General features: G+C 69.6%; 13 protein-coding genes and 1 tRNA gene. 3 read left to right on the forward strand and 11 right to left on the reverse strand.

The genetic code is table 11. The features are described from left to right. Window positions 1–16: 16 nt before the first annotated feature. A complete protein-coding gene (locus ACWEPF_RS10960) occupies window positions 17–229 on the reverse strand; it encodes a hypothetical protein (RefSeq protein WP_452172340.1) in 213 nt (70 codons plus the stop codon). Between the two features lie 151 nt (window positions 230–380). Then, on the reverse strand, window positions 381–1,352 hold the full coding sequence (locus tag ACWEPF_RS10965; protein ID WP_345282538.1) for a sigma-70 family RNA polymerase sigma factor: 972 nt from the start codon (window positions 1,350–1,352) through the stop codon (window positions 381–383). Window positions 1,353–1,712: 360 nt separating this feature from the next. On the opposite strand from ACWEPF_RS10965, the gene ACWEPF_RS10970 reads away from it, so the two are divergent. Further along, a complete protein-coding gene (locus ACWEPF_RS10970) occupies window positions 1,713–2,594 on the forward strand; it encodes a phosphatase PAP2 family protein (RefSeq protein WP_452172341.1) in 882 nt (293 codons plus the stop codon). Window positions 2,595–2,897: 303 nt separating this feature from the next. Continuing rightward, the gene (gene murJ, locus ACWEPF_RS10975) at window positions 2,898–5,279 is read left to right on the forward strand and encodes a murein biosynthesis integral membrane protein MurJ (RefSeq protein ID WP_452172342.1); all 2,382 of its coding nucleotides are present in this window, start codon (window positions 2,898–2,900) and stop codon (window positions 5,277–5,279) included. Between the two features lie 24 nt (window positions 5,280–5,303). Here the strand turns inward: murJ and ACWEPF_RS10980 are convergent, their stop codons facing one another. The 5 genes from ACWEPF_RS10980 to ACWEPF_RS11000 form a co-directional block, all read right to left on the reverse strand. Next, on the reverse strand, window positions 5,304–5,972 hold the full coding sequence (locus ACWEPF_RS10980) for a hypothetical protein (protein ID WP_452172343.1): 669 nt from the start codon (window positions 5,970–5,972) through the stop codon (window positions 5,304–5,306). A gap of 142 nt (window positions 5,973–6,114) precedes the next feature. Beyond that, the gene (locus ACWEPF_RS10985; protein ID WP_452172344.1) at window positions 6,115–7,368 is read right to left on the reverse strand and encodes an MFS transporter; all 1,254 of its coding nucleotides are present in this window, start codon (window positions 7,366–7,368) and stop codon (window positions 6,115–6,117) included. A 236-nt stretch (window positions 7,369–7,604) separates the two neighbouring features. After that, window positions 7,605–7,677, reverse strand: a tRNA-Arg gene (locus ACWEPF_RS10990). A 220-nt stretch (window positions 7,678–7,897) separates the two neighbouring features. Continuing rightward, window positions 7,898–9,301 carry a hypothetical protein gene (locus ACWEPF_RS10995; protein WP_452172345.1) on the reverse strand — a complete coding sequence of 468 codons (1,404 nt, stop codon included), beginning with the start codon at window positions 9,299–9,301 and terminating at the stop codon, window positions 7,898–7,900. A 9-nt stretch (window positions 9,302–9,310) separates the two neighbouring features. Further along, complete coding sequence (locus tag ACWEPF_RS11000) at window positions 9,311–10,222, reverse strand: hypothetical protein (RefSeq protein ID WP_452172346.1); 912 nt, start codon at window positions 10,220–10,222, stop codon at window positions 9,311–9,313. Between the two features lie 174 nt (window positions 10,223–10,396). Here ACWEPF_RS11000 and ACWEPF_RS11005 point away from each other — a divergent pair, with 174 nt between their 5' ends. After that, window positions 10,397–10,738, forward strand: coding sequence for a helix-turn-helix domain-containing protein (locus ACWEPF_RS11005; protein ID WP_452172347.1), 342 nt, complete (start codon window positions 10,397–10,399; stop codon window positions 10,736–10,738). A gap of 205 nt (window positions 10,739–10,943) precedes the next feature. On the opposite strand, the gene ACWEPF_RS11010 is transcribed toward ACWEPF_RS11005, so the two are convergent. From ACWEPF_RS11010 to ACWEPF_RS11025, 4 genes are all read right to left on the reverse strand, one after another. Further along, complete coding sequence (locus ACWEPF_RS11010; RefSeq protein ID WP_452172348.1) at window positions 10,944–11,735, reverse strand: hypothetical protein; 792 nt, start codon at window positions 11,733–11,735, stop codon at window positions 10,944–10,946. Between the two features lie 696 nt (window positions 11,736–12,431). Beyond that, window positions 12,432–17,315, reverse strand: coding sequence for a DUF3320 domain-containing protein (locus tag ACWEPF_RS11015; protein ID WP_452172349.1), 4,884 nt, complete (start codon window positions 17,313–17,315; stop codon window positions 12,432–12,434). 133 nt (window positions 17,316–17,448) lie between these two features. Further along, window positions 17,449–19,029, reverse strand: a complete 1,581-nt coding sequence (locus ACWEPF_RS11020; protein ID WP_452172350.1) for a protein kinase domain-containing protein — start codon at window positions 19,027–19,029, stop codon at window positions 17,449–17,451. Window positions 19,030–19,263: 234 nt separating this feature from the next. Next, window positions 19,264–22,470 carry a type I restriction endonuclease subunit R gene (locus ACWEPF_RS11025; RefSeq protein ID WP_452172351.1) on the reverse strand — a complete coding sequence of 1,069 codons (3,207 nt, stop codon included), beginning with the start codon at window positions 22,468–22,470 and terminating at the stop codon, window positions 19,264–19,266. Between the last annotated feature and the right edge of the window lie 5 nt (window positions 22,471–22,475).

Consider the following 22,475-nt stretch of genomic DNA (forward strand, 5'->3'; position numbering starts at 1 on the left):
CGCGGCTGCCGCGCCGTCACCCCCCGTGGTGCGGCGGCCGCTGACTCAGGTACCAGTCCAGCCCCCGGCCCCCGCCGCCCCCGCCCTCGGAGCCGCCCCAGCCCTGATCGGTGTCGTCACTGGTCTGCCGGTCGAAGGGGTCGTCGAAGACCAGCTTGGACTTGGGCTTCGGCTGCACCCCCGCCTCCTGCCCCTGCTGCTCTTCCCGCTGCTCCTGCTGCTCAGCCACCGCTGTCACTCCTTCGTCCGTCTCCGCTCCAGCCTAGGGTCTGTCCCCCCGATGGGGCCGTCCCCGGGGCCACGAACGGCGACGGACCCCGCCGGGGCCGAAGCCCCGTCAGGGTCCGTCTGCTCGTCGTACGGGGCGCTCCCGCCACCGGTCAGGCCGCCTCGAAGCCCGCGTGGTCCGCGATCTTCTTCAACTCGGCCAGCGCGTGCTTCTCGATCTGCCGGATCCGCTCCCGGGTCAGCCCGTGCTGCTTGCCGACCTCGGTCAGCGTCCGCTCCCGGCCGTCCTCCATCCCGTAACGGGACCGGATGATCGAGGCGGTGCGGTCGTCCAGCCGGCCGATCAGACCGTCCAGCTCCTCGCGACGGAGCATCACCATCACGGCGTCCTCCGGCGAGACCGCGCCGGTGTCCTCCACCAGGTCTCCGAACTGGGTCTCGCCCTCGTCGTCGACCGACATGTTCAGACTGACCGGGTCACGCGCCCAGTCCAGCACGTCCTTCACGCGCTGCTCGGTGGTGTCCAGCTCGGCCGCCACCTCGGCCGGCTCGGCCTCGCGGCCCAGCTCCTTCGACTTCTCCCGCTGCACCCGGCGGATCCGGCCGAGCTCCTCGACGAGGTGCACGGGCAGCCGGATGGTGCGGGACTGGTCGGCGATCGACCTGGTGATCGCCTGCCGGATCCACCACGTCGCGTAGGTGGAGAACTTGAAGCCCTTCGAGTAGTCGAACTTCTCGACCGCCCGCACCAGGCCCGCGTTCCCCTCCTGGATCAGGTCGAGCAGCGGGAGACCGCTGCGCGGGTACCGCCGGGCCACCGCCACCACGAGTCGGAGGTTCGACCTGATGAAGACGTCCTTGGCGCGCTCCGCGTCCTCGGCTATCGCCTCCAACTCCTCACGCTTGGCGCCCTTCGGCAGCGTCTTCTCGTCCAGCAGGTGCTGGGCGTAGACGCCGGCCTCTATTCGCAGCGACAGCTCCACCTCCTCGGCGGCGTCGAGCAGGGGCGTACGGGCGATCTCGTCGAGATACATGCCCACGAGGTCTCGGTCGGCCTCAAGGTTGTTCGGCCGGGCCGTGCGAGTCCGGTCGGCCTTGTCGCGAACGACGGCACGAGTGGCCATGCTTGCTCCCTTGCTGCTGGTGCCGATCTGCCTTGGATCCCGCCCCGCCGGGGGTGAGCCGGGGCAAAGGTGTGCGGGCCCCAGGAGGCTCACACGTAACGATCCAACGCACAGAAATAGGACAACATTCCCAACTCACCCAGTTTCTTCCCGGCATGCAGTATCCTGCGACTTTTCCCGCGCGACGGTCGACAGCGCGTGACACCGGGACGACACGGCGTGAATGCGGAGCTCTCCGATCCGCCCTCCCCTCCGCACAACGGACGGACGCCGGTCATCCGCAGCTTCTCCCCACAAAAGATGCCGAATCGCTATCCGTACTGCCTCCGAACCACCCCGGCCACTGGGAAGGTGTCAGTCATGTACCCGTCCATTTCCGGCGCCCGCGCCGGGGCCGTCCCTCCGGCCGCCGGCCGGCCCGGCGACGGGGCCGGGCTCCGCCGTCGGCGGCAGCTGCTCGTCTGCACCGCCGTGAGCCTGGGGTCCGCCGCACTGCTCGCCACCCTGGCCCTGCTGGTCCTCGGCGACTGGCGGCCACTGCGACGGCTGGACGAGGGCTGGATCGCCTCGCTGCACGGGTACGCCCTCGACCACACCGTGTGGACGGCGTCCATGCAGACCCTGGCCGACATCGGCAGCACCGTCACCATGCGGGTGCTGCTCGCCCTCACCGCCCTCTGGCTCTGGGCGATCGGGGCCCGCACCCTGGCTGGCTGGGCGACCACCCTGATCCTGACCGGCTGGCTGGTGGAGAGCGGCGGCAAGGAGCTCGCGGGACGCGACCGCCCGCTCTTCCACGACCCGGTCGCCGCCGCCTCCGGCCTCTCCTTCCCCTCCGGGCACGCACTGACCTCCACCGTCACCTGCGGCGCCCTGGTGATCCTGGTCTGGCCCCGGGCCAACCGCTCCGGCCGGATCGCCGCCTGCGGCATCGCGGGCACGGCCGTGCTGGCCATCGGCTGGACCAGGATCGCGCTCGGCCTGCACTGGCCCAGTGACGTCCTCGGCGGCTGGCTGGCCGGGGCCCTGGTGATCAGCGCCGTCACCCTGGCCCTCGAACTCTGGCGCCCCGGCGCCCTCTCCCGCGACGTCCACCGGGTCGGTCGGCGGACCCGACCCCGTGTCCAGCGGGTGCTCGCGACCCCGGAGCCGAGCGTCGCCTCCGAGCCCGCGGACGACCTCGCCCACGACCCAGCCCCCGACCTCGACCCCGGCGACCCCGCTCCCCGGCACCGTTCCTGACGGTCCGTGAGAAGGATCACACGAGCGCCCCGGAACCACACGGGGAGGGATCGGTCAGGGCAGGATCAACCGATTCACTCCCTATCGGCAGCGGAAAAACCGTCCTGAACAGGTACTTTCACGACACCTCACGCCTCAGCGGCATGCCGACGGCCCGAGCTGGAGAGATTTCCAGCACACGGCACGGGGCTCCCCAGCGGGTGCCGCAGTGCGGCAGACTTCTCCGGCCGGGTGTGCCTACCCCCGGCCGGGCCGGGCAGTCGCCGCACTTCCGCTGCCCAGGCACCGAGTGACGGGGGTCGGATGACCATGCACAGGACGGACGAACCGGCCAACCCGTACGGAGAACCGCCCGCGACACCGTTCCACCACGTCCCGGACGCCCCGGCCGCCGCCGCTCCCGCTCCTGTGCCCGACAGCCGCTTCCCCGAGGGCTTCTTCCGCGACGAGCCCGCCGCCGCTCCGGCTCCTTCCGCACCCCCGGCCGCACCCGCCGCGCCGCACCACGCGCCCGACGCCTACGGCGCCCCCGGCCAGCCTGCCGTCCACCCGACCATGCAGCTGAGCCAGCCCGCGCCGAGCCACCCGACCATGCAGCTGAGCCAGCCGGCCCCCAGCCAGCCGACCATGCAGCTCGGCCCGCAGGTGCCCTCGCCTCGGCCACCGCACCCGGGCCGGCAGGCAGCTCCTCCGATGCCGCCCGTCCCGCCCGTGCCGCCGACCGTCCCCGTGGCCCCGCTCGCCGGGGGCGGCCTGCCCGACGCCACCATGCAGCTCACCGTCGTCCCGGCCTCCGAGCCCGCCCTCGCGCCGCCCGCGCCGCAGCAGCACCCGGCGGCCACCGGGCCCGGGTCGGAGCCCGAGTCGGAGTCCGCCAAGGCCGGCCGGACCGCCCGCAACGGCATGATCATGGCGCTCGGCTCGCTCAGCTCCCGCGCGCTCGGCTTCGTCCGCGCGGCCGTGATCGCCGCGGCGATCGGCGTGGCCGGCGTCGGTGACGGCTACGCGGTGGCCACCATGCTGCCGAACACCATCTTCATCATGCTGATCGGCGGCGTGCTCAACTCGGTCTTCGTGCCCGAGCTGGTCCGGGCCGCCCAGCAGCACGCCGACCGCGGCGTGGCGTACACCAACCGGCTGCTGACGGTCTGTGGGGTGGTGCTGATCGGCATCACCGCCGTGGCCTTCTTCTGCTCCCCGATGATCGTGGACGCCTACACCAACTACGGTCCGAACGACACCGCCCAGCGCGAGCTCACCCTGGCCCTGGCCCGGTACTGCCTCCCGGCGGTGCTGTTCTACGGCCTGTTCGGCCTGCTCGGGCAGGTGCTCAACTCCCGTGACCGGTTCGGCGCGATGATGTGGGCCCCGGTGCTCAACAACGTCGTCGTGATCGCCGTCTTCAGCCTCTACATGGTGCTGTTCGACTTCGCCAAGACCGCCGACGACGTCTCCAGCGGGGCGGCCATGCTGCTCGGTCTGGGCAGCGCCTTCGGCATCCTGGTCCAGGCGCTGGCCCTGCTGCCCTCGCTCCGGGCCTCCGGCTTCCGCTACCGCCCGCGCTTCGACTGGCGCGGCTCCGGGCTCACCACTCCGCTCCGGGCGGCCGGTTGGGCCCTGATGCTGGTCGTGGTCACCCAGCTCTGCTTCCTGGGCATCACCAACCTGGCCACCGGCGCCCTCGCCAAGGCCGCCGACGACGGCCTCACCGGCATCGGCCTCGGCTACACCGCCTACAACAACGCCTACCTGCTCTTCATCGTCCCGCAGGGCATCATCACGGTCTCCCTGGTCACCGCGATCCTGCCGGGCATGTCCCGCTCGGTGACGGCGGGCCGCTTCACGGAGGTCGGCCGCGAGCTGGCCCAGACGCTGCGCAGCTCCGCCGGGATGATCGTGCCCGCCTCGGCGGTCTTCCTCGCCCTGGCCACCCCGATCGCCCGCCTCGCCTACGGCCACGGCAACGTGGCGGCCGCCGACGTCGAGGTGATCGCCCAGGTCCTGATGGCCTTCGCGATCGGCCTCCCGGCCTTCTGCGCGCAGTACGCGCTGGCCCGTGGCTTCTACGCGATGAGCGACGCCCGCACCCCGTTCTGGCTCACCACGGTGATCTCCGGCAGCAACGTCGCCCTCTCCTACGTCGCCTTCCTGGTGCTGCCCAGCCGCTGGATCATCGTCGGCATGGCCGGCGCCCACACCCTGGCCGTCCTGCTCGGCGTGGCCCTCACCGGCCGCGCGCTCGGCCGCCGCCTCCGCCGCGAGGGCACCACCGCCGCGTCCCCGGCTCCGGCCCACCCGGCCGACCTCCCGCCGGACGCCACCCTGGTCCTCAACACCGGCCTCAACACCGGCGCCGCCGCCGGCCGCCGCGCCCCGGTCCGCAGCGGCCTCGACGGCGCCCGGGTGGTCGTCCTCCACCTCGCCCTGGCCCTCGCCTGCGCCCCCGGAGCCCTCGCCGCCCACTGGCTGACCGGCCTGGTCTCCGACCTGGTGCCCAACGAGGTCATCGCCGCCCTGCTCTCCCTCGGCACCGGCTCCCTCCTCATCCTCGCCTCCGTCCTCCTCCTCGCCCGCCCCCTCGGCGCCGGCCAGGCGGTCGGCCCGCTGGCCCGCAAGCTCCGCATCCCCTACCCCACCCCGGCCCCGGCCGCCGCCACCCCGGGCAACGGCAAGCACCGCCGCTGAGGCCGGCAGCCGGCGACCGCCGGCTCAGGAGAGCTCGGGGTCGATGTGGGCCGGGGTGCGGTCGGCGGACTTGAGGCAGGCGATGACGCGCTCGTGGGTGTCACCGACCCGGTCGACCACCTGGACCCGGATGTAGACCTCCTCGACCACCTGCATGGCCCGTTCGGTGAACCAGCCGAGGAAGCACACCCCCTGGGCGGGGAGCGGGATGCCCGCGGTGACGACCGTGATCATGAAGTCCTGGCGCAGCTGCAGCCCCGCGCCCGCGATCCGTTCGATCGCCTGCAGGGCGGTGCCCCAGCCGCCCGGCTCCCGGGGCGGCTCGTCGGGCGGCGGCGGCAGGAAGGTGACCAGGTAGGAGATCTCGGTGACGACCGCGACGTCCTGGGCGGCATTGGTCAGGACGCAGGCCCAGGCCCGCTGGCCGTGCGGGGCCACCCCGTCGACCGCCCGGCCCGAGTGCCCCAGGGCCGGACGGACCGTCCGGGCGTACTGGGCCCGGGCCAGCGAGGCGCCGACGGCGGCGAGCGCCGCGGCGGTGGCGCTCTGGATGTCCAGGAGCCTCAACCGCCAGGGCCAGCTGCCCTGCAGCTCGGCCGACAGGTTGTCCCGGAGCACGCTGTAGGCCAGCAGGGCCAGGGCCACGGCCGTCGCCGCGTTCAGCAGCCTGGACAGCAGCGCGTTCCGGCGCACGACTCTCTGCTTGCTCTCCAACCGGCCCCCCTGGTCGCGGCCGACGCCCCGAGTCCAGGGCGATCGGACCGTCGATTCTAGACGCCTGCCGGCAGGACGGACAGGGCGCCAACTGGGGTTCCGTTCAGCGCACTTGGAGCACTCAGCTGCCGGGCACCCGGCGCAGCTCGCGGATCGGACGGGTCGTCAGCAGCGCTCCGGCCACCATCAGCCCGGCCGTCCCGACCGCGGCCAGCACCGCCCCCGGCCCGAACGCGGCCGCCGCCGGCCCGGCCAGCGCGCTGCCGACCGGGAGCATGCAGACCGAGCCCGCGACGTCGTACGCGTGGACGCGGTTCAGCACCTCGCCGGGCACCTGGGTCTGCACGCTGGTCGCCCACATGACGCCCCAGAAGGTGACGCCCGTACCGACCAGCACCTGGGCGACGACGAGCGCGGGCACGCCCCAGCCGAGGACGATCCCGAACGGGTAGAGCGGGTAGACCAGCAGCGCCAGCGCCCCGGCCGCGAGCGGCCGCACCGGCTTCAGCCGCACCGCCAGCAGGCCGCCGCACACCGTCCCGAGCGCGAGCGCGCAGGTGACCAGCCCGAACGAGGCCGAGCCGTACGCGGGCACCAGCACCCCGGCGGCGACCGGCAGCAGCGGCCCGGTCGCGAACAGGGTGTAGAACATCCAGACCACGATGGTGCCCCAGAGCCAGCTGCGGGAGCGGAACTCGTGCCAGCCCGCGACCAGGTTCCCCCAGAGGCTGTCGCCGGCCGGCGTGGCGGGGGCCGGCCCGAGCCGCAGCGCGAACAGCCCGCAGGCGCTGATGCCGTACGTCGCGGCGGCGATCACCATCACCCAGCCGGTCGCGGCGGCACCGACCAGCAGACCGGCCAGAGCCGGGCCGAGCAGCGCGGTGACCGCCTCGGCGGCCCGCAGCACGCCGTTGGCACCCTGCACGTCCCGGGCCACCAGCGGGACGGTGGAGGCTGCGCCGGGCTGGAACATCGCCGCAGCGGCCCCGGCCACCGCCATCAGGGCGCACAACTGCCAGAGCCGGTCGACCCCTTGGAAGAACAGGACGGCCATCAGGACCCGGGTCACCAGATTGGCGAGGTCGGCGCCGATCATCATCCGGCGCGCGGTGAACCGGTCGGAGAGCACGCCCCCGAAGAGCACCAGTCCGGCGAACGGCGCGGTCATCGACCCGAGCGCGAGACCGACGCTGCCGAGCCCGTGCCCCGAGCCGATCAGCCCTGCGGAGACCGCGACCGGCAGCATGGTGTGGCCGAGCAGTCCGGCACTGCGCGCGCCGAAGTACAGCCGGAAGTTGCGGGACCAGATCGCCGGTCCGAAGGGCACGTCGGCCGGGCCGAAGAGCGGGGGCTGCTGCAGCCCGGATTGCGTCACGGGAAGCAGTCTTGGCCCCGCCCGCCCGGAATTCCAGTAGCAACCGGCCCCGAGCCGCAGGTCGACGGAAACCGACCGGAGCCGACCGAAGCCGACCGACCGATGGGCGGATCGACGGATCCGTCGGCCGATCGCCCGGTCTCCCCCGTCGGCGCCCGCCGACCGCTCCCACCCCGCCGACACGACACGACGAAGGCCGACCCCTCCGGGGTCGGCCTTCGTCGTTCTGTTCGCTGTGCCCCATGCAGGATTCGAACCTGCGACACCGGCTTTAGGAGAGCCGTGCTCTATCCCCTGAGCTAATGAGGCGGGACGTGTCGAAATCCTTGTAGAAAACTCCTACCGGAGTCTTCGGCCAAGGCCCCAACAAGTCGATCGGCCCCTCGCAGGCTCCGGAGCTAGCGAAACCCATGCAGGTGGCGCAGCTGGCGGAGTCCCGTGGTGGACCTGGGGACAGCCTAGCGGACCAGCGCCGTGATGTTGGTGCGGGTTTGCGGAGTCGAGCTACGAGCCGCCTGCCGGTAGGCGCCTACCCGGCGGATGATCCACTCCGTCGACGGTGGAGGGCATGACTGGCAGCGTTCTCCGCCATCACGAATCCAAGCATGACGAGAGTCTGCCGGGGAGCGCCGTAGGCGATCATGCGACCGTTCCAGAGCCGCCTGTCCAGAGAAGCGTTCGTGGACTCCGCGTCTGCCCGGTAGCCGGCGAGCTTCTGGAAGGCTCTGGTGCCCGGTGGGATCTGGCGGAGCCACTCGGGACGGTTGATCTGCCCCAGATCCTCGTCGCTCGCATTGGTGGCCACCCGGATGCGTGCAGTGTGCCCGCCATGTCGGCACGGGATCCGCAGCACGTGGTACCACCTGCACTCATTGGCGGAGGAGCGCTGCTCAAGCTTGACGACCGGCAACGGAATGTTCTCGCCTGTGCCGTCCTCGGTGATGCGACGCTCGGCTACCCGCCCGTCGACGGCCCACAGGTCGTGACGGCACTTGGAGCCGAGATAGGGCGCGAGGCGCCTTGGGCCGCACGTGCCGTGCTGTTTGTTGACCACCAGCCTGCCCTGGCGGGCGATCTCGTCACGATGGATCCCACGGAAAGCACCGTCCCAGACCGTACCGAGCGCGCCACGGGCCTCCCGGAACAACTCCTTGAGGCCGTCAAGGGCCACCCGAGCCTCTCCACCCTCTTGGCCGGCCGGCTGATGGCGCGCTTCGAGGATGACGCGGTCGCGGTAGTCGTCGCCGCGTGCAGAGAACAGGACGAACTTGGGACCCCACACCATCGTCTTGTCCCCGCTCTCCGCATGCAGGCCTGAGCCAGGATCGAAGCGGTGGCGTTTGATTTCGCCGGTGGTGGTGTCGACCGTCTCGGCGGCAGTGGCCGCCGTGGGTGCCTTGACCACCGTGCCGTCACCGATGATGAGCTGCTTCCTCATCGGACTGGACCAGTTCTTGGGGGCGCCGGGGTCAAGGAGGCCTTGGGCCTCTGCCTGCCGCACTGCCAAGGCCCGATGCGCCTCCAGGAGGTCGGCAAGGTGGGGCAGCAGCAGCCGCGTACGGTTGTAGAGCCAGTGGTGCCTGGTGGGACCGCAAGCCGGTAACGCGTCGGCCTCCTGTCTTCCGAGGTTGGCGGCGACACCCTCACGGACGCGACCCCAGGTCTCGCCGCATTGCAGGTGTGCCGCGGTGCTCCGCGCCGAGCCGAACACCATGGTCAGGGCGTTGAAGATCACGTAGACATAGGACGGGTAGTGGCCGGGGCATCCAACACTTCCGGTGGCATGCGTGGGGATGAGGCGGGCAAGTTCGTAAACAGTGGGGTGAGCGGCGATGGCTGCAATCCAGTCATCGCGAGTGACCGTGTCCTTGTCCCTTGAGCTCTTGCGCGGCAAGCGCTCCCCCTTGGGAATGGCCTCGCCGAAGATGTCCATGGGCACGCCTCAGCCACCCCCGTCACGCCAGCGGTGGCCGATGACCGCTGCAGTACGGTCGAGGGACCTGAGCCCGAGCAGGCGGGCCGCGTCCTCGATGCGGCCGCTGGCCGTGAATGCAGTCAGGCCGGCATGCGCCGTGACCGATGCGGGCTTGAGGTCGCTCTCGCGCCCCAATCCTGCCCGCACAAGGACATCCCGCAGGGCCACACAGGCCCGCGCTTGGCGTTGAGCGTCACTGCCGTGACGGCTGGTTGCGAGTGGCTGCGCGCTCCAGGACGCCGGGTACCGTTCAGCCAATTGGTGAATGCGCAGAACGAGGATGCTCTTGCTCCAGGCATCGAGAGCGCACCAACGTTCGTCGGTCTTGCTGGACCCATGAACCCGTACTCGATTGGCCTCCAGATCAAGGTCCGTTCCGCAGATATGGCCGATCTCACCGGTGTTGGCTCCCGCCAGCGCCAGTGCAGCCACGGCGGCATGCCTGGTGCGGTCAGCCGTCGACTCTGCGAAGAGGCGGCAGCAGGCGGCCTCCTCTGCGGTGAGCGGTCTCGCTGACTGCCCGGTGCGGGGAGGCAGCTCGATACTCCAGGTCGGATCGTTGTCGGCCAGCCCGAGCTGACGGGCGGCTCGGAAGAACATCCGAAGGACGGAACGGCGAAGGTGCCTGGTGGACAGGGAAACGTCATCGATCCGTCCATGGCGAGTCCTGCCCCGAGCATGGATGAAGTCGCCTGCGAGGGCTTCGGAAACCTGCCCGACGAGCTCTACACCGTTCGCTGCTGCAAATCGCCTGAACCGGCCGATCAGCAACCCGAACTTGTCCAGGGACTGAACCGACAGCGCACCGCGCTCCATGTCGAGATGCCAAGCAGCGAGGACGTCACCCACAGCGTCCGACAGGGCCACGCTCTCAGCCATGCCAACTGCCCACCGGCGTGGCGGCGATGACACGCGGCGACATCTGCCCGAAAGCGAAGGACATGGCTGCTCTTCCACATAGAGTGCGGTGCATACTTGCACCATCGTGGAAGTCGTAACGCGACTCGGCAACCGGAAGGGATTGGAGCCGTGGGTACATGGGATGATCTCGGCATGCCCCGAAGCAGCAACGACCAAGTCCCGAAGGAGTACGTCAGCTCCGGGACATGGCCACGCGCAGAGCTTCGGGAAGACGCGCCGGCCAGCGCCCATTACTCTCAGGCTCTTGCTCGGAACCTTGAGGCGGCACTCCACGCTTCCGGGCACAGCCTGCGAACTCTGGCCGACGAGGCAGGCCTCACGCACACCACGATCGGACGCGTACTGCGCGGCGAGGTGCTTCCGGACCTGGGGACGCTGGCCCGACTCGAGGTCGTCTTCGACATCGAGCTGTGGCCCGGACTGGCCAGCCTGCCACAACGAATCACCCAATCGGGTGAATCCGCTATTGGCTAGCCATGGAAAACAGCAGGAAACCGCCACCGAGGCGGCGAGGCGTCCGTTAGAGAACTGGCATCATGTTCGTCACGTGGATGGCGAGGGACTTGAACCCTCCGATGCAAAGGTTTCCAGAGGCCTGATCGGGACCAGCCGCCACCCGTTGGAGCGTCCGAAGAGTTACGAAATCCTCACAGATTCGACCCCTTCGGGCGCTCCAGCTTTAGGCCACAGCTTCAGCCGCCTGCACTCGCATGACCTTGCACATCGCAATCATGATGTCGGAGAATTCCTTCGGGTCGAACAGTGCGATATCTGCAGGCGTCAAACGAATATCCACACTGACGGCGTACGAGACTTCGTCAGCAGTCGATGCTGAGGCACGGCGCTGCTGCCGATCCTCGGACTTCGCCTGCGGAGGCACCTTTCCTTCAGTTCCGGCGGTGTTCATCGGCTCCTCGTTCGGGGATTCTCGAGCCGGCAACGGCAAGACGATCTGACCCTTCTCGTCCCGTTGCACGAGGTTCGCGATAATCATCCATTCGACCAGGTAGGCCAGGGCCACCGCACTGTTCTTGTTCGTGTCCACCCCGGCCGCCAGGCGGAGCCGTTCGGTGAGGTCCTCGACGGGTCGCGGCCCCGACGCGAGGAGCGATCGCGCCTCCGTGGCGAACCACATACGCCCGAGGATCTCGCCGAGCGCTTCGCGGGCCAGCTGGCGGTCTCCACCCTGCCTCCACAGGCGGCAGAACCGAAGCAGTCCAGTGGTCGGGGCGTACTTTCCGCCGTCTGCGGCCATCATCAGATCACAAGAGATCATGAAACGAGGCACCATGGCTGCATGCTGCCGGCTCATACCGACCCGGTCGGCGGCATTCTCGATCTTGACGGGCTCGATATTCTCGCCACTGAGGTCCACAACGGCGTTCGCCAGCTTGATCGCGTTCGGCGGGTGCACACGTGCGGTTGGAAGCACCTGCTTCGTCGCACGCATACCTTCAGATGCGCCAGCCATACGAATCTCCCCAAAAGGTCTGAGCGGGCGTCGCAGCGATCACGCTAGAGGCAGCAAAGTCGCGGTCGCAAGCCTCACCAAAGCCGCCCCCAAGCACCGGGCATCCGCTCGCGCGCTCACGTCGCACGTGGCCGCATGCATCCTTGTGCCGCATATCGGCGGGATGACCCCATGCGACACAAGGAAGCATGCGGGAAATCAGCGCACAGTCAGCAACCGGGCGGCGGCTCGCGGCACCTCGGAGGCAATGATGGACGCCATCCTGTCTCGCGAAAAACGGTGCTGAAAGTTCCCTCTCAAGGGTGATTCCGACATCTCGATCAGGTTCGAACTTTGCCGTATCGAGCATCAGGTCATCCAGTCCAGTACCGCAGAGGCAGGGGCCTGGCCCACGCGCCCAGGCGACGTGGGGCACCGAACGCCTCTATCTGGAGCACAGCGGCAAGCACATCAAGGGCGATCAGGCCGCGAGGCCCGATGGTTTTGCCGCGTCTACGAAGGGACACGCGGCAGATCGGCCACGCTTGCTGCAGCCCCGCCGACCACAACTGCATCCTGCGAGCAACGGCAGATGGCACCCGCACGTCGGTCCCATGACGCTCGAGGGATCGGGGCGACGCGCTCGTCCTCATCGAGCCTGCCCAATACTGCGAAGAGCCGCGTGAGCAGAAAGCCACGGGCTGCGGTCCGACTTCGTCAGGTCAGCGGCACAGCCGTAATGCGGTCGCCGGTACCGGTCAGCCGCGTGTCCTTGAACATCTGAGCAATGTCCTCCTCCAGCGCGGAACGGATGTCGGCTCCCAGGCGCCCCCAGCCGAAGAAGTCGCAAGCTGCCCGGACAAGCTCCTCCCGGCTCATGCCCGGGCACTCCGAAGCGAGCTCGTACAGAGCGAGTCGGCGCTCGGCCGACGGCACGTGCAGTACCTTGCGGGGCCCGTACGCGTCAGGCGTGCGGGCCAGCAGAGGGGCGTCTCCCGTAGGGCCGTAGACCCCCGACTCGATCTTCCTGGCGCTACCGGCACGCACCAGGCCGGCCAGCACGGCCTGGATGTTGTCGCGGATCCGGCTGCCGGAGCGGGCCACACCCCAGGCTTCACGTGCGCGGAGAATCAGGAGGTCCTCGTGGATGGGGCCCTCGGTCTTCAGGACGGCGGACAGGAGTCGACGCAGTTCGGGCCGCGCTTCCACGGTGTGCATGTCGTACCTGGGGAAGGCCTGGACCTGCGCCGTACGGTACGGCGCCGCCCACGTTCGTGCGTGGTCGGCGTCGACGGCCACCCGCTCCGGCTCACCGTGCGGGCCGTCCACGTTCTGGTCCGGCTGGCGCCCTGCGCCAGGTGCCACGGTCGGGGCGGGTGCTGTGGTGGGGGCCATCGCACCGGGCGCCTTGGCCACAGCTGCCTCGACGGCGGCCCGCAGGCGGCTCTGCGCTCCGACGCGGTCGCGGTACCAGTCCGTCCCCCAGATCCGGTACAGCTTCCATCCGAGGCCCGCCAGAACCTCCTCACGGAGCCGGTCACGATCGCGCGCGACCTTCGAGGAGTGGTACATGGCCCCGTCGCACTCGATGCCGAGAGCGTAGGAGCCGAGTGCGTCCGGGTGTCTCAGGCCGAGGTCGATGCGGTATCCGGCCACGCCCACCTGCGGCTGGACCTGGTATCCCCAGTCCTGGAGCACTTCCAGCACCGACTCCTCGAACGGGCTCTCCGGCACCGCCTCGTCCTGAACGACCTGCTGGGCGAGGACGGCCGGGCCGTGCTGGGCGTACTGGAGGTAGCGCTTGAGGTGCTGGACACTCTCGTTGTCGCTGTCGCCGAGCTCGTCTCCTGCGAAGGAGGCAACGAGTTCCATGCGGTAGCGGGCGCGGGTGACAGCGACGTTGAGGCGGCGCCAACCGCCCGGCCGGTTGATGGGGCCGAAGTTCAGTGACCTTCTGCCGTACTGGTCCGGCCCGTAGCCAACCGACATGATCATGACGTCGCGCTCGTCGCCCTGAACCGACTCCAGGTTCTTGACGAAGAATCCGTCGAGTCGGTCCTCGGTGAAGTAGCGGTCCAGGTCTGGGCGTGCCTGGCGGGCCTGCTCGACTGCGAGCTCGATGGCGGACGCCTGCGCCTGTGAGAGGGCGACGACGCCTAGGCTCTGGCCGGGGCGGGTGTCGAAGTGGTGCAGGACGCGTTGTGCGACCAGTTCTGCCTCGACCACGTTGTCTGCGCGCCCACCGCGGTCATAGACACCATTGGCCCGGAAGAACTCGACGCCGACGTGATTGCCGGACTCATGGGCTCCGGGGAAGGTGACCATCGAGTTGCCGTAGAACGACCGGTTGCTGAAGGTGATCAGGTCCTCGTGACGGCTGCGGTAGTGCCAGCGAAGATCCAGCGTGCGCATTGCTCCGGCACGGCAAGCATGAAGCAGCGACTCGAAGCTGTCAGGGAGGTCCTCGTCCCACTCGTCGGAGTCGTCTCCGACTGCGGAGTCAAAGAACGACGTCGGTGGGAGCTGCTTCTCGTCTCCCGCGACGATCAGGGCCGTACCCCGGTAGATGCAGTTGGCCGCATCGCTGGGCCGGACCTGCGATGCCTCATCGAAGATGACGACGTCGAACTGATAGTCCGCCGGGACGAACTGGCTGACCGTTAGCGGGCTCATCATGAAACAGGGCTTGACCAGCCGGACCACCTCACCGGTCCGGGACAGCAGATCTCGGACCGGCATGTGTCGGGTCTTCTTCTCGGCCTCCCGTGCGATCACGGCCGCAGAACCACCGGCAAAGCTACGGGGCCGACGGCTGTTGACCGCCCCGATCACCGCACCTCTGGCTGCAGAAACCAGTCGGCGGTCCGCCTCCCGGAAGTCCTCGGTCCTCGCGTCCAGGTCGGTCGAACGGCTGACCCGCAGCCGAGGATCCGCGTCGAGCACGGCGTTGGCCCAGGCTCGCAGCAGCGCGCCTTCGACGACTGCGGGGAAGTCCGCCGCCGCAACACCCCGCTCCACACTGCGCGGCACCAGCTCATCGATGCGCAGCGGGCGCAGCTGCTCCAAGCCGGCGCTGAACGCGCGCCATTCCTCCGCGCCCTGCGGGTCCTGGAGCAGCCGATCGACCAGGGTGCGTGCCTGTGCGAAGGTGCCTGACAGCTGGAGTGACAACTGGACGGCACGGGAGTCGGCGAAGAGCCCGATCAGCGCGCCGACCTGTTCGGTCCATCGGCGGAGTCGCCGGTCTGCGATGTCGCACCAGCCCGCGAGAGCGCCACGCACCGCACGAGCCAGCAGTGGGATCTGGGGATCGGCGTCAGCGCCGTCAGCGACCCGGGCCACCACTTGATCCGGTCGTTCGGCCGCTGCGGAGAGAGCAACGACGCGCCGAGTGGTTGCCAGGGCCTGCTGAAGCCGGTCGAAGCCGAGTGCGTCGCGTGGGGTGTAGTGGCCGAGCAGGGAGCCGTGGTCGCTGAGCAGTGCGGCGGCCTTGGCTGTGGCCTGCTGCCAGGCAAGCGCGTCACCGAGTCGGCGGGGCAGGTCCTTGTGCCAGGCGCCGGTCTTGGTCAGGGCGGCCACAGCAGCCCGGTCGGCCTTGTACTGGCCGGAGAAGCGGACCAGCAGACCGTGGTGCTGCTCGGCGAACCGCTGTACCAGAGCATCCAGGCCGTCGGCCTTGAGCACCTGGTCACCGAATACGTCGGCTGCCCGCTCCGCCGCCAGCCGCTCCGTGGTGACGGCTTCGGCCAGTTCGGCCGTCGCCGCCTCCGCACGCGCCAACGTTCCCGCCTCCAGCCAGGCGGCGAGTGGCCGGTGATCGGCCCCGGCCAGGTCGGCGAGTTCCAGCATGCTGAAGGCCGCTGCTGCGGTCGTGGGCTTGGGCATACCGAAGGCATCGGCCAGTTCGGCGAGCATGGTCGACGGGTCGTCCGGCAGCGAGGTATGGGCCGGGGCGGCAGCTGTGGGCAGCCCTACGCGAAGCGTCTGGATCAGTGCCGTGAGCTCCCGGGCGGTGCTCGGTTCGCTCGCGGACTCGGCGAGGGGACGCCGTCGGCATGCCGCCTCGACCTGTTCCAACGCGTCGTCCGCCTGTGCCAGCACGTCAAGCGGCGACGCTCCGATCAAGTGCCGCCACAGGAAGTCCTCGCCCTCGACGGCCGGGCGCCAGGCGCGGCTGATCGACTCTGCCGCGCCAAGCATCTGCTGCAGCATGGAGGCGGAGAGCTCCCGGCTGATCCGAGCTCCGTCGAGACGCATTCCCGGCTGCCCGGCGTCCCCGCGCTCGAGCGTGACCAGGCGGCCGAGGACGTCGTGCAACGTGCGTCCCAGGGGTTCGCGGCGTTCGTTCATCGCGGCCGCGTAGGCGGACAGGGCCTCACGGAGTTCGCGGGCCTTGTCGAGTTCGTGTGCGGCGGCGCCGTTGGCGCGTACCTCGGTCCTCAGCACCCGGCCCAGCTCGGTCGCCACGGCCTTCTTGGACGTGTCGCCGCTGTGCAGGGCGAGGACGAAGTCTGCGAGGCCGACGTCCCGCAGACGGTTGCGCACCACGTCGAGGGCGGCTGCCTTCTCGCTGACGAACAGCACGGTACGACCGGCGTGGATCAGGGCGGCGATCAGGTTGGTGATCGTCTGGCTCTTACCCGTTCCCGGAGGTCCGCTGACGACGAAAGAGCGGCCGTCGAGGGCAGCCGCGATGCACTGCCGCTGGGAGGCGTCCGCGTCCAGCACGAGGGGAGTGCGCTCGGGCGGCTGAACATCGTCGATCCGGTCCAGACCGGGCGGGTCGAAGCCGACAAGATCACCGGGAAGCCCGGCGTCCGGTCCCAGGGCGACCGCCCGGACCAGCGGGTGGGCAAGGATCCGCTCCTCGTTCTGCTGCAGGTCGTGGTACATCGCCTCCTTGTGGGAGGCGAACAGGCTGAGGACGACCCGCTCGTTCACCGTCCAGCCCTGTCGGCCGGCAGCGATACGCCGCGCCGCCGCGAGCACCGCGCCGAGATCGGAGACGTCGGCCTTTCCGACGGAAGTCCAGTCCACTCCCATCCGAGCGAGCTTGACGGCGAGGGCGGGGTTGTGAACGGCGTCCTGATCCTCGGCCGCATGAAGACGTGAGCGACCGCTCTGGTCTCGGCGAAGCTCGACAGGTACCAAAAGGAGTGGCGCCGAGGACGGCTTCTCCTGGTCATCCGATTCGCGCCAGTCGAGAATGCCCACGCCGAGCCAGAGCACCCACAGGCCGAAGTCGTTGTACATCTGGCCGGACTGGTTGCGCAGCCGGTTGACTGCACTGACCAGGCTGGCTTCGGTGGTCTTCTGCGTCACCAGACCGGCGGGCCGCCCCAAGTCCTTGGACAGCACGACACGGTCTCCGTCGGAGCTCTCCGCAGGAGACACGAAGTCCCAGCCGCGTGCCAACCCTGCTAGCAACGTGGAGGCGTCCGGGGACTGTATTTCGAGAGTGGCGGTGCGGGTGTGCCGGAAGTTGAGCAGCTTGTTCCGGCCACTCAGGTCCAGCAGGGACTCGCGCCAGTCGCCTAGCACTCGCAGCAGCCTGTCTCGCCCCGGATCCCCTGAACCGGCCGCGGCGGGGGTGCTGGTCATCGGCATGTTCATCCATCCAGGAATTCGGTCGCACAGGTGCGCAGGCCTGAGAGTCACCGTGCACGAAGTTCGATGATGATACGAGTGGTGGAGGGCGGTTTGAAGGTGCCATCCACCACTGGGGGCGCTGCAATCAGTCCGAGGCTCGGCCGTTCAGGTCCAGGCGGATGCGGGCGAGCATTTCCGCGACCTCCAGGGCCAGCTCGTCGTCGGGGCCGTAGACCATCACCAGGTCCTCGTGGAGGGGCTCCAGGAGTCGCAGGGCTTCGATGACCCGGCCCTGGGCGAGGAGGAGGACGGCGATGCCGTGGCGGAGCTCGATGGCCTCCTCGCTGACGTCGCCGTCGAGCCTGCTGACGACGTCGAGGACACCCTGGAGTTCGTGGAGGGCCTCGGTGACCTGGCCGAGTTCGGCGCGGCAGCGGGCCGCCTGGGCGCGGCATTCGCGCGCGGACGTGCCGGTGGGACCGGCGGTGCGGGCGTAGGCGCCGGCGAGGGCCTCGAACTCGGGCAGGGCGGCTCGGTAGTCGCCGCCGAGGAAGCGAACCGCGGCGCGGCGCCTGCACAGGCCGAGGACGTCCCTGCTGTCGCTGCCGAGTGCGCGGGCGGCCGGTTCGATGACGGCGCCGAGCACCTCGACGGCCTGGGCGAAGCGCCCGTCGTCCAGGAGGGCGTCGGAGTGCGCGTACGCCTCCTTGATCGCCGCGCGCAACTCGTCCGGGACGGGCAGCGGCTGGAACTCGACCGTGGTGGGCGTGCGGACGACCGCGGGCGGTTTCTGCGCCCGGGAGCGGGGCGCGTAGGGGTGGCGGAAGAGATGCGTCGGATCCGGGGTGCCGAGGGGGCCGGCCTCGGCCTGTGTGGGGACGGAACCGGCCTCCGGCAGGAAGGGCAGGAGGCGCTCGTAGACCTCCTGGGTGTCCGTCGGGCGGCTCTCCGACGCCTTGCGCAGGAGGTGGAGGACGAGCTTCTCCACCGGCTCGGGCACATCGGCACGGAGCTGCCGCAGCGGGACCGGTGCGGCGGTCAGGTGCTGGTGCATCAGCGCGTACTCGTTGCCCTCGAAGACCGGCCGGCCGGCGAGGAGTTCGTGCAGTACGCAGCCGAGGGCGTACAGGTCCGTCTGCGGGGTGATCCGCCCGCCGCGGACCTGCTCCGGAGACATGTACTGGTGGGTGCCGATGGGGCTGCCCGTTGCGGTGAGCTTGGTGACGTCGGTTCGCAGGATCGCCGCGATGCCGAAGTCGAGGACCTTCACCGTGCCGTCGCGGGCGACGAGGATGTTGCTCGGCTTGAGGTCGCGATGGATCACCGGCACGTCGTGGGCGTGGGACAGCACGGTGGCGACCTGGGCGGCGACGGCTGCGGCCCAGCTGACGGGCAGCGGGTGGTCGGGCTGGAGGTAGGCGGAGAGCGGCACGCCGTCGACGAGTTCCATCACCAGGAACAGCCGCTCGTAGCTGTCGTCCAGCACCGCGTCGTAGACCTGGGGCACGCCGGGGTGCTGGATGCGTGCGGTGATGCGCGCCTCCCGCCGGAACCGCTTGGCCAGTTCCTCGGCCAGCTGCGGCGAGGTGACTGCCGCCTGCCGGATCAGCTTCACGGCGACGGGTCGATCGAGCACGACGTCGTAGCCGCGCCAGACGTCGCCCATGCCGCCGTGGTTGAGCTCGTCCAGGAGTTCGTAGCGATCGGAGATCACGGTCGCCGGCACGCGGCTCCCCCGTTTCTGCGTGCGTGGTCGATGGCTGCGGGGTTGTGCGGGATGTGCGGTCCGGGTCGGTACGGCTACCGGACCGGCTGCGGACCCGGGTGTGCGAACGTGCTGGGGCGCGCACCCAGTGTGACGGGTGTGGCGATCACCGGTCCAGGCTCTTGAGCGCACGCCCGGCACGGTAAGCAGATCGTTATGGGCCGCCTACCGTGCCGGGCCTTGGCGCCGCCGGTGTCAGGCCGCGTCGTCCACGCCCTCCTCGCGCCTGATCATGCGCCAGGCGGCGCGGCGGGCGCTGCGGTTGAGACTGGACTGGAAGCCCTTGTCCGGGGCGAAGTACCGCTTGCCGAGGTCGGTGACGATGCCCACGTAGTCCTCTACCTTGTCGGCGAAGACCCGGTCGAAGACCTTGCCGAAGTTGTCCTCGTCGTTGACCACGGCGGCCTGGCGGACCTCGGTCTCGGCGAGGGTCGCGTTGAAGGCGGGCAGCAGGTCCTGCTCGGTGAAGTCCGTCCCGAACTTGTCGTTGAACTTCGCGATGAGCTCGGACAGCAGGGACTTCTCCTGCTCCTTCGTGCCGCCCACGCCCTCCCCGACGTTCCGGATCAGGGCCGGCTCCTCGGCGGTCAGGCCCACGTCGTACTCGCCGGTCTTCTCCACCCGCAGGTGGCTGAGGTCGACCTCCCCGATGTCGACACCACCGTCGGCCCGGCGCGGCAGCCGATTGAGCAGGTACCGCCCGTACAGGTGGAGCCGCTCCAGGTCGGGGTCGGTGTACGGGACGATCTGCGCCAGGAAGCCGTACTTGCGCACGTAGTCGTGCAGGTTCGCACGGAAGTCCTCAGCGGTCTTCTGGTCGTCCTCGTCCTCGCTGTTCAGCAGCGCCTCGAAGCGGACCACCGCCGGGGCGAGCAGCCGGTACAGCTCCGCGTGCAGCTTCTCCCACTTCGCCGCCGACCCGCCGGCCTTCTCTTGGGCGGCGAAGTAGGCCTCGGCGAACTCGTCCATCTCCCGCGCCGTGAGGATCGGCGCGGCCATGACCCGGCTCTGCGCCTCGTAGAGCAGGTTCGGGTCGGACGGGAACGTCCGGGCCTCCAGGAAGTACGGGCGGAAGGCGGCCTGGATGTCCTCGGCCTCGTTGACGAAGTCGATGACGGCGAGGTCCCCCTGCGCCTTGCGCTCAGCGGTGCGGTTCAGCCGCGACAGCGTCTGCACGGCGGAGATGCCGGTGAGCGTCTTGTTGACGTACATGGTCGTCAGCAGCGGCTGGTCGAAGCCCGTCTGGTACTTCTCCGCCACGACCAGGATCCGGTACTCCTGCTTGCCCGGGCCGCCGGCGCGGACGGCCTTGTCATCGGCACGGGTGTAGGCGAACGCCTTCGGCAGCGCGCCCTCGGACAGCCCACCGTTCTCCTTGGGCTCGGTCGTCTCCTCGCCCTCGAAGGTGAGCGAACCGGAGAACGCCACCAGCACACCGAGGTCCGGATACTTGGCGTCGTAGCCGCGATCCTTGATGTAGCTCTTGATCGCACGGGCCGTCTGCACGGCGGACTGGCGGGACGCCGTCACCACCATCGACTTCGCCCGGCCCCCGAGCTGGCCCCGGGTGTGCGTGAGGAAGTGCTCCACGATCACCTGCGCGTGCTGCGCCACGGTGTAATCGTGAGTGAGTGCGTACCGGGCAAGCAGGGGGTTCGCCTTCTTCGGGTCGACCTCGCGCTCGTCCGGGTTCTTGTTGACCAGCTTCCAGTACGTGTCGTACGTGACGTAGTTGCGCAGCGGGTCGAGGATGAAGCCCTCCTCGATCGCCTGCCGCATCGAGTAGGTGTGGAAGGGCCGGTACTTGGCCTCGCCGTCGACGTCCTGGAGCGTGCCGAACAGCTCCAGGGTCTTCGCCTTGGGCGTCGCCGTGAACGCGAAGTAGGAGAGGTTCGCGGCGCGGGAGCGCTGCAAGGCCTTGTGCTTGAGGCGCTCCTGCAAGGTGGCGGGGGTGTCGTCGGTGGCGGCCTCGGTGGCACCCGCATCGTCGGAGTCCGCGTCGAGACCGAGGTCGCGGAGGGCAGCCCGGACGGCGGTGGCAGCGTCGCCCGACTGAGAGGAGTGGGCCTCGTCCACGACGATCGCAAAGTTGTGGCCCTGGATCTCGGTCGGGTTCTGCTGGACGTAGTTGAGCAAGGCCGGGAACGAGTGGAGGGTGACCGTGACGATCTTCCCGGTCTCCCGGGAGAGCGCCCGCGCCAGCTGCGCCCCCTTCGCACCCTGGTTCTCGTCGATCTTCACCACCAGGCCAGCGGTCTGCTCGAAACTACCGACGGTCTCCCGGAGCTGGGCATCCAGGTTGCGGCGGTCGGTGATGACGATGACCTTGTCGAACACCGGCGCACCCGGCTTGAGGCCGGCGGCGAGGGCATCCGGGTCGAGACCGGCCGGGTCGGTGGGCGTGTGCAGGTCGCTCAGCCGGTGGGCGAGCCAGCCGATGGTGTTCGACTTGCCCGACCCGGCGGAGGCCATGATCAGGTAGTTGTGCCCGGCTCCGTGGACGGCCGCGTGGGCCGTAAGCTTCCGGACCACGTCCCACTGGTGGAAGCGCGGGAAGATCAGCTTCTGCGTGCTGCCGCCGCCAGGTGTCTTCTCCTTGTGGAGATGGACGAACCGCTCGAGGAGATCGAGCCAGCTGTCCCGCTGCCAGACCTGCTCCCACAGGTAAGAGGTGGCGTAGGTGCCGGGAGCGGTGGGGACGGGGTTGCCCTTGCCGCCGGGCTCGCCCGGGCCCTCGGAGCCGGTGTTGAACGGGAGGAAGTGCGTCTTCGGTCCGCGCAGGCTGGTCGCGACGAAGACCAGGTCGGGGTCGACGGCGAAGTTCGCGACGACGCGGCTGGTGAAGATCAGCTCGCTGGGGTCGCGCTTGGTGCGGTACTGGTCTTTTGCCTGCTCGACGCCCTGACTGGTCAGCGGGTTCTTCAACTCGGCGGTGGCGACCGGGATGCCGTTGAGGAAGAGCGCCAGGTCGAGCCGGTTGCCGCGATCCGCCTGCTTGGTCGCGTACTCCAACTCACGGACGACGGTGAGGCGGTTGGCCCGGTAGCCGTCGAGGACGGAGTCGTCCTCGACCAGGTTGGGACGGAAGTACGCGACGCGGAGGAGGACACTGCGGTCCTTCACGCCCTCGCGCAGCACCTTGAGCAGTCCGTCGGAGGCGATCGCCTGCCCGAGGCGCTTCGCGAACCCGCGCTGCGCCTCGGACTGGTCGCCGGCGTACTGGGTGGTGACCAGTTCTTCCCACTCGTCGCCCTGGGTCTTGCCGATAAAGCCGAACAACTCGTTGGTGTCCAGCCCAAGCTCGGTCCGGTAATCCTCCGGCTGAGCCTCACGCCACCCGCGCTCGGTCATTGCGGCGACGATGGCCGCGCCGAAAGCGGCCTCGGTGTGGATCGGCGGCATGGCGG

This window comes from Kitasatospora sp. NPDC004289 (assembly GCF_053602875.1).

Coding starts and splice junctions, on each gene's coding strand:
- ACWEPF_RS10965 (WP_345282538.1), bottom strand. CDS start 1,352: ATGGCCACTCGTGCCGTCGTTCGCGACAAGGCCGACCGGACTCGCACG.
- ACWEPF_RS10970 (WP_452172341.1), top strand. CDS start 1,713: ATGTACCCGTCCATTTCCGGCGCCCGCGCCGGGGCCGTCCCTCCGGCC.
- murJ (WP_452172342.1), top strand. CDS start 2,898: ATGACCATGCACAGGACGGACGAACCGGCCAACCCGTACGGAGAACCG.
- ACWEPF_RS10995 (WP_452172345.1), bottom strand. CDS start 9,301: ATGGACATCTTCGGCGAGGCCATTCCCAAGGGGGAGCGCTTGCCGCGC.
- ACWEPF_RS11000 (WP_452172346.1), bottom strand. CDS start 10,222: ATGGCTGAGAGCGTGGCCCTGTCGGACGCTGTGGGTGACGTCCTCGCT.
- ACWEPF_RS11005 (WP_452172347.1), top strand. CDS start 10,397: ATGCCCCGAAGCAGCAACGACCAAGTCCCGAAGGAGTACGTCAGCTCC.
- ACWEPF_RS11010 (WP_452172348.1), bottom strand. CDS start 11,735: ATGGCTGGCGCATCTGAAGGTATGCGTGCGACGAAGCAGGTGCTTCCA.
- ACWEPF_RS11015 (WP_452172349.1), bottom strand. CDS start 17,315: ATGACCAGCACCCCCGCCGCGGCCGGTTCAGGGGATCCGGGGCGAGAC.
- ACWEPF_RS11025 (WP_452172351.1), bottom strand. CDS start 22,470: ATGCCGCCGATCCACACCGAGGCCGCTTTCGGCGCGGCCATCGTCGCC.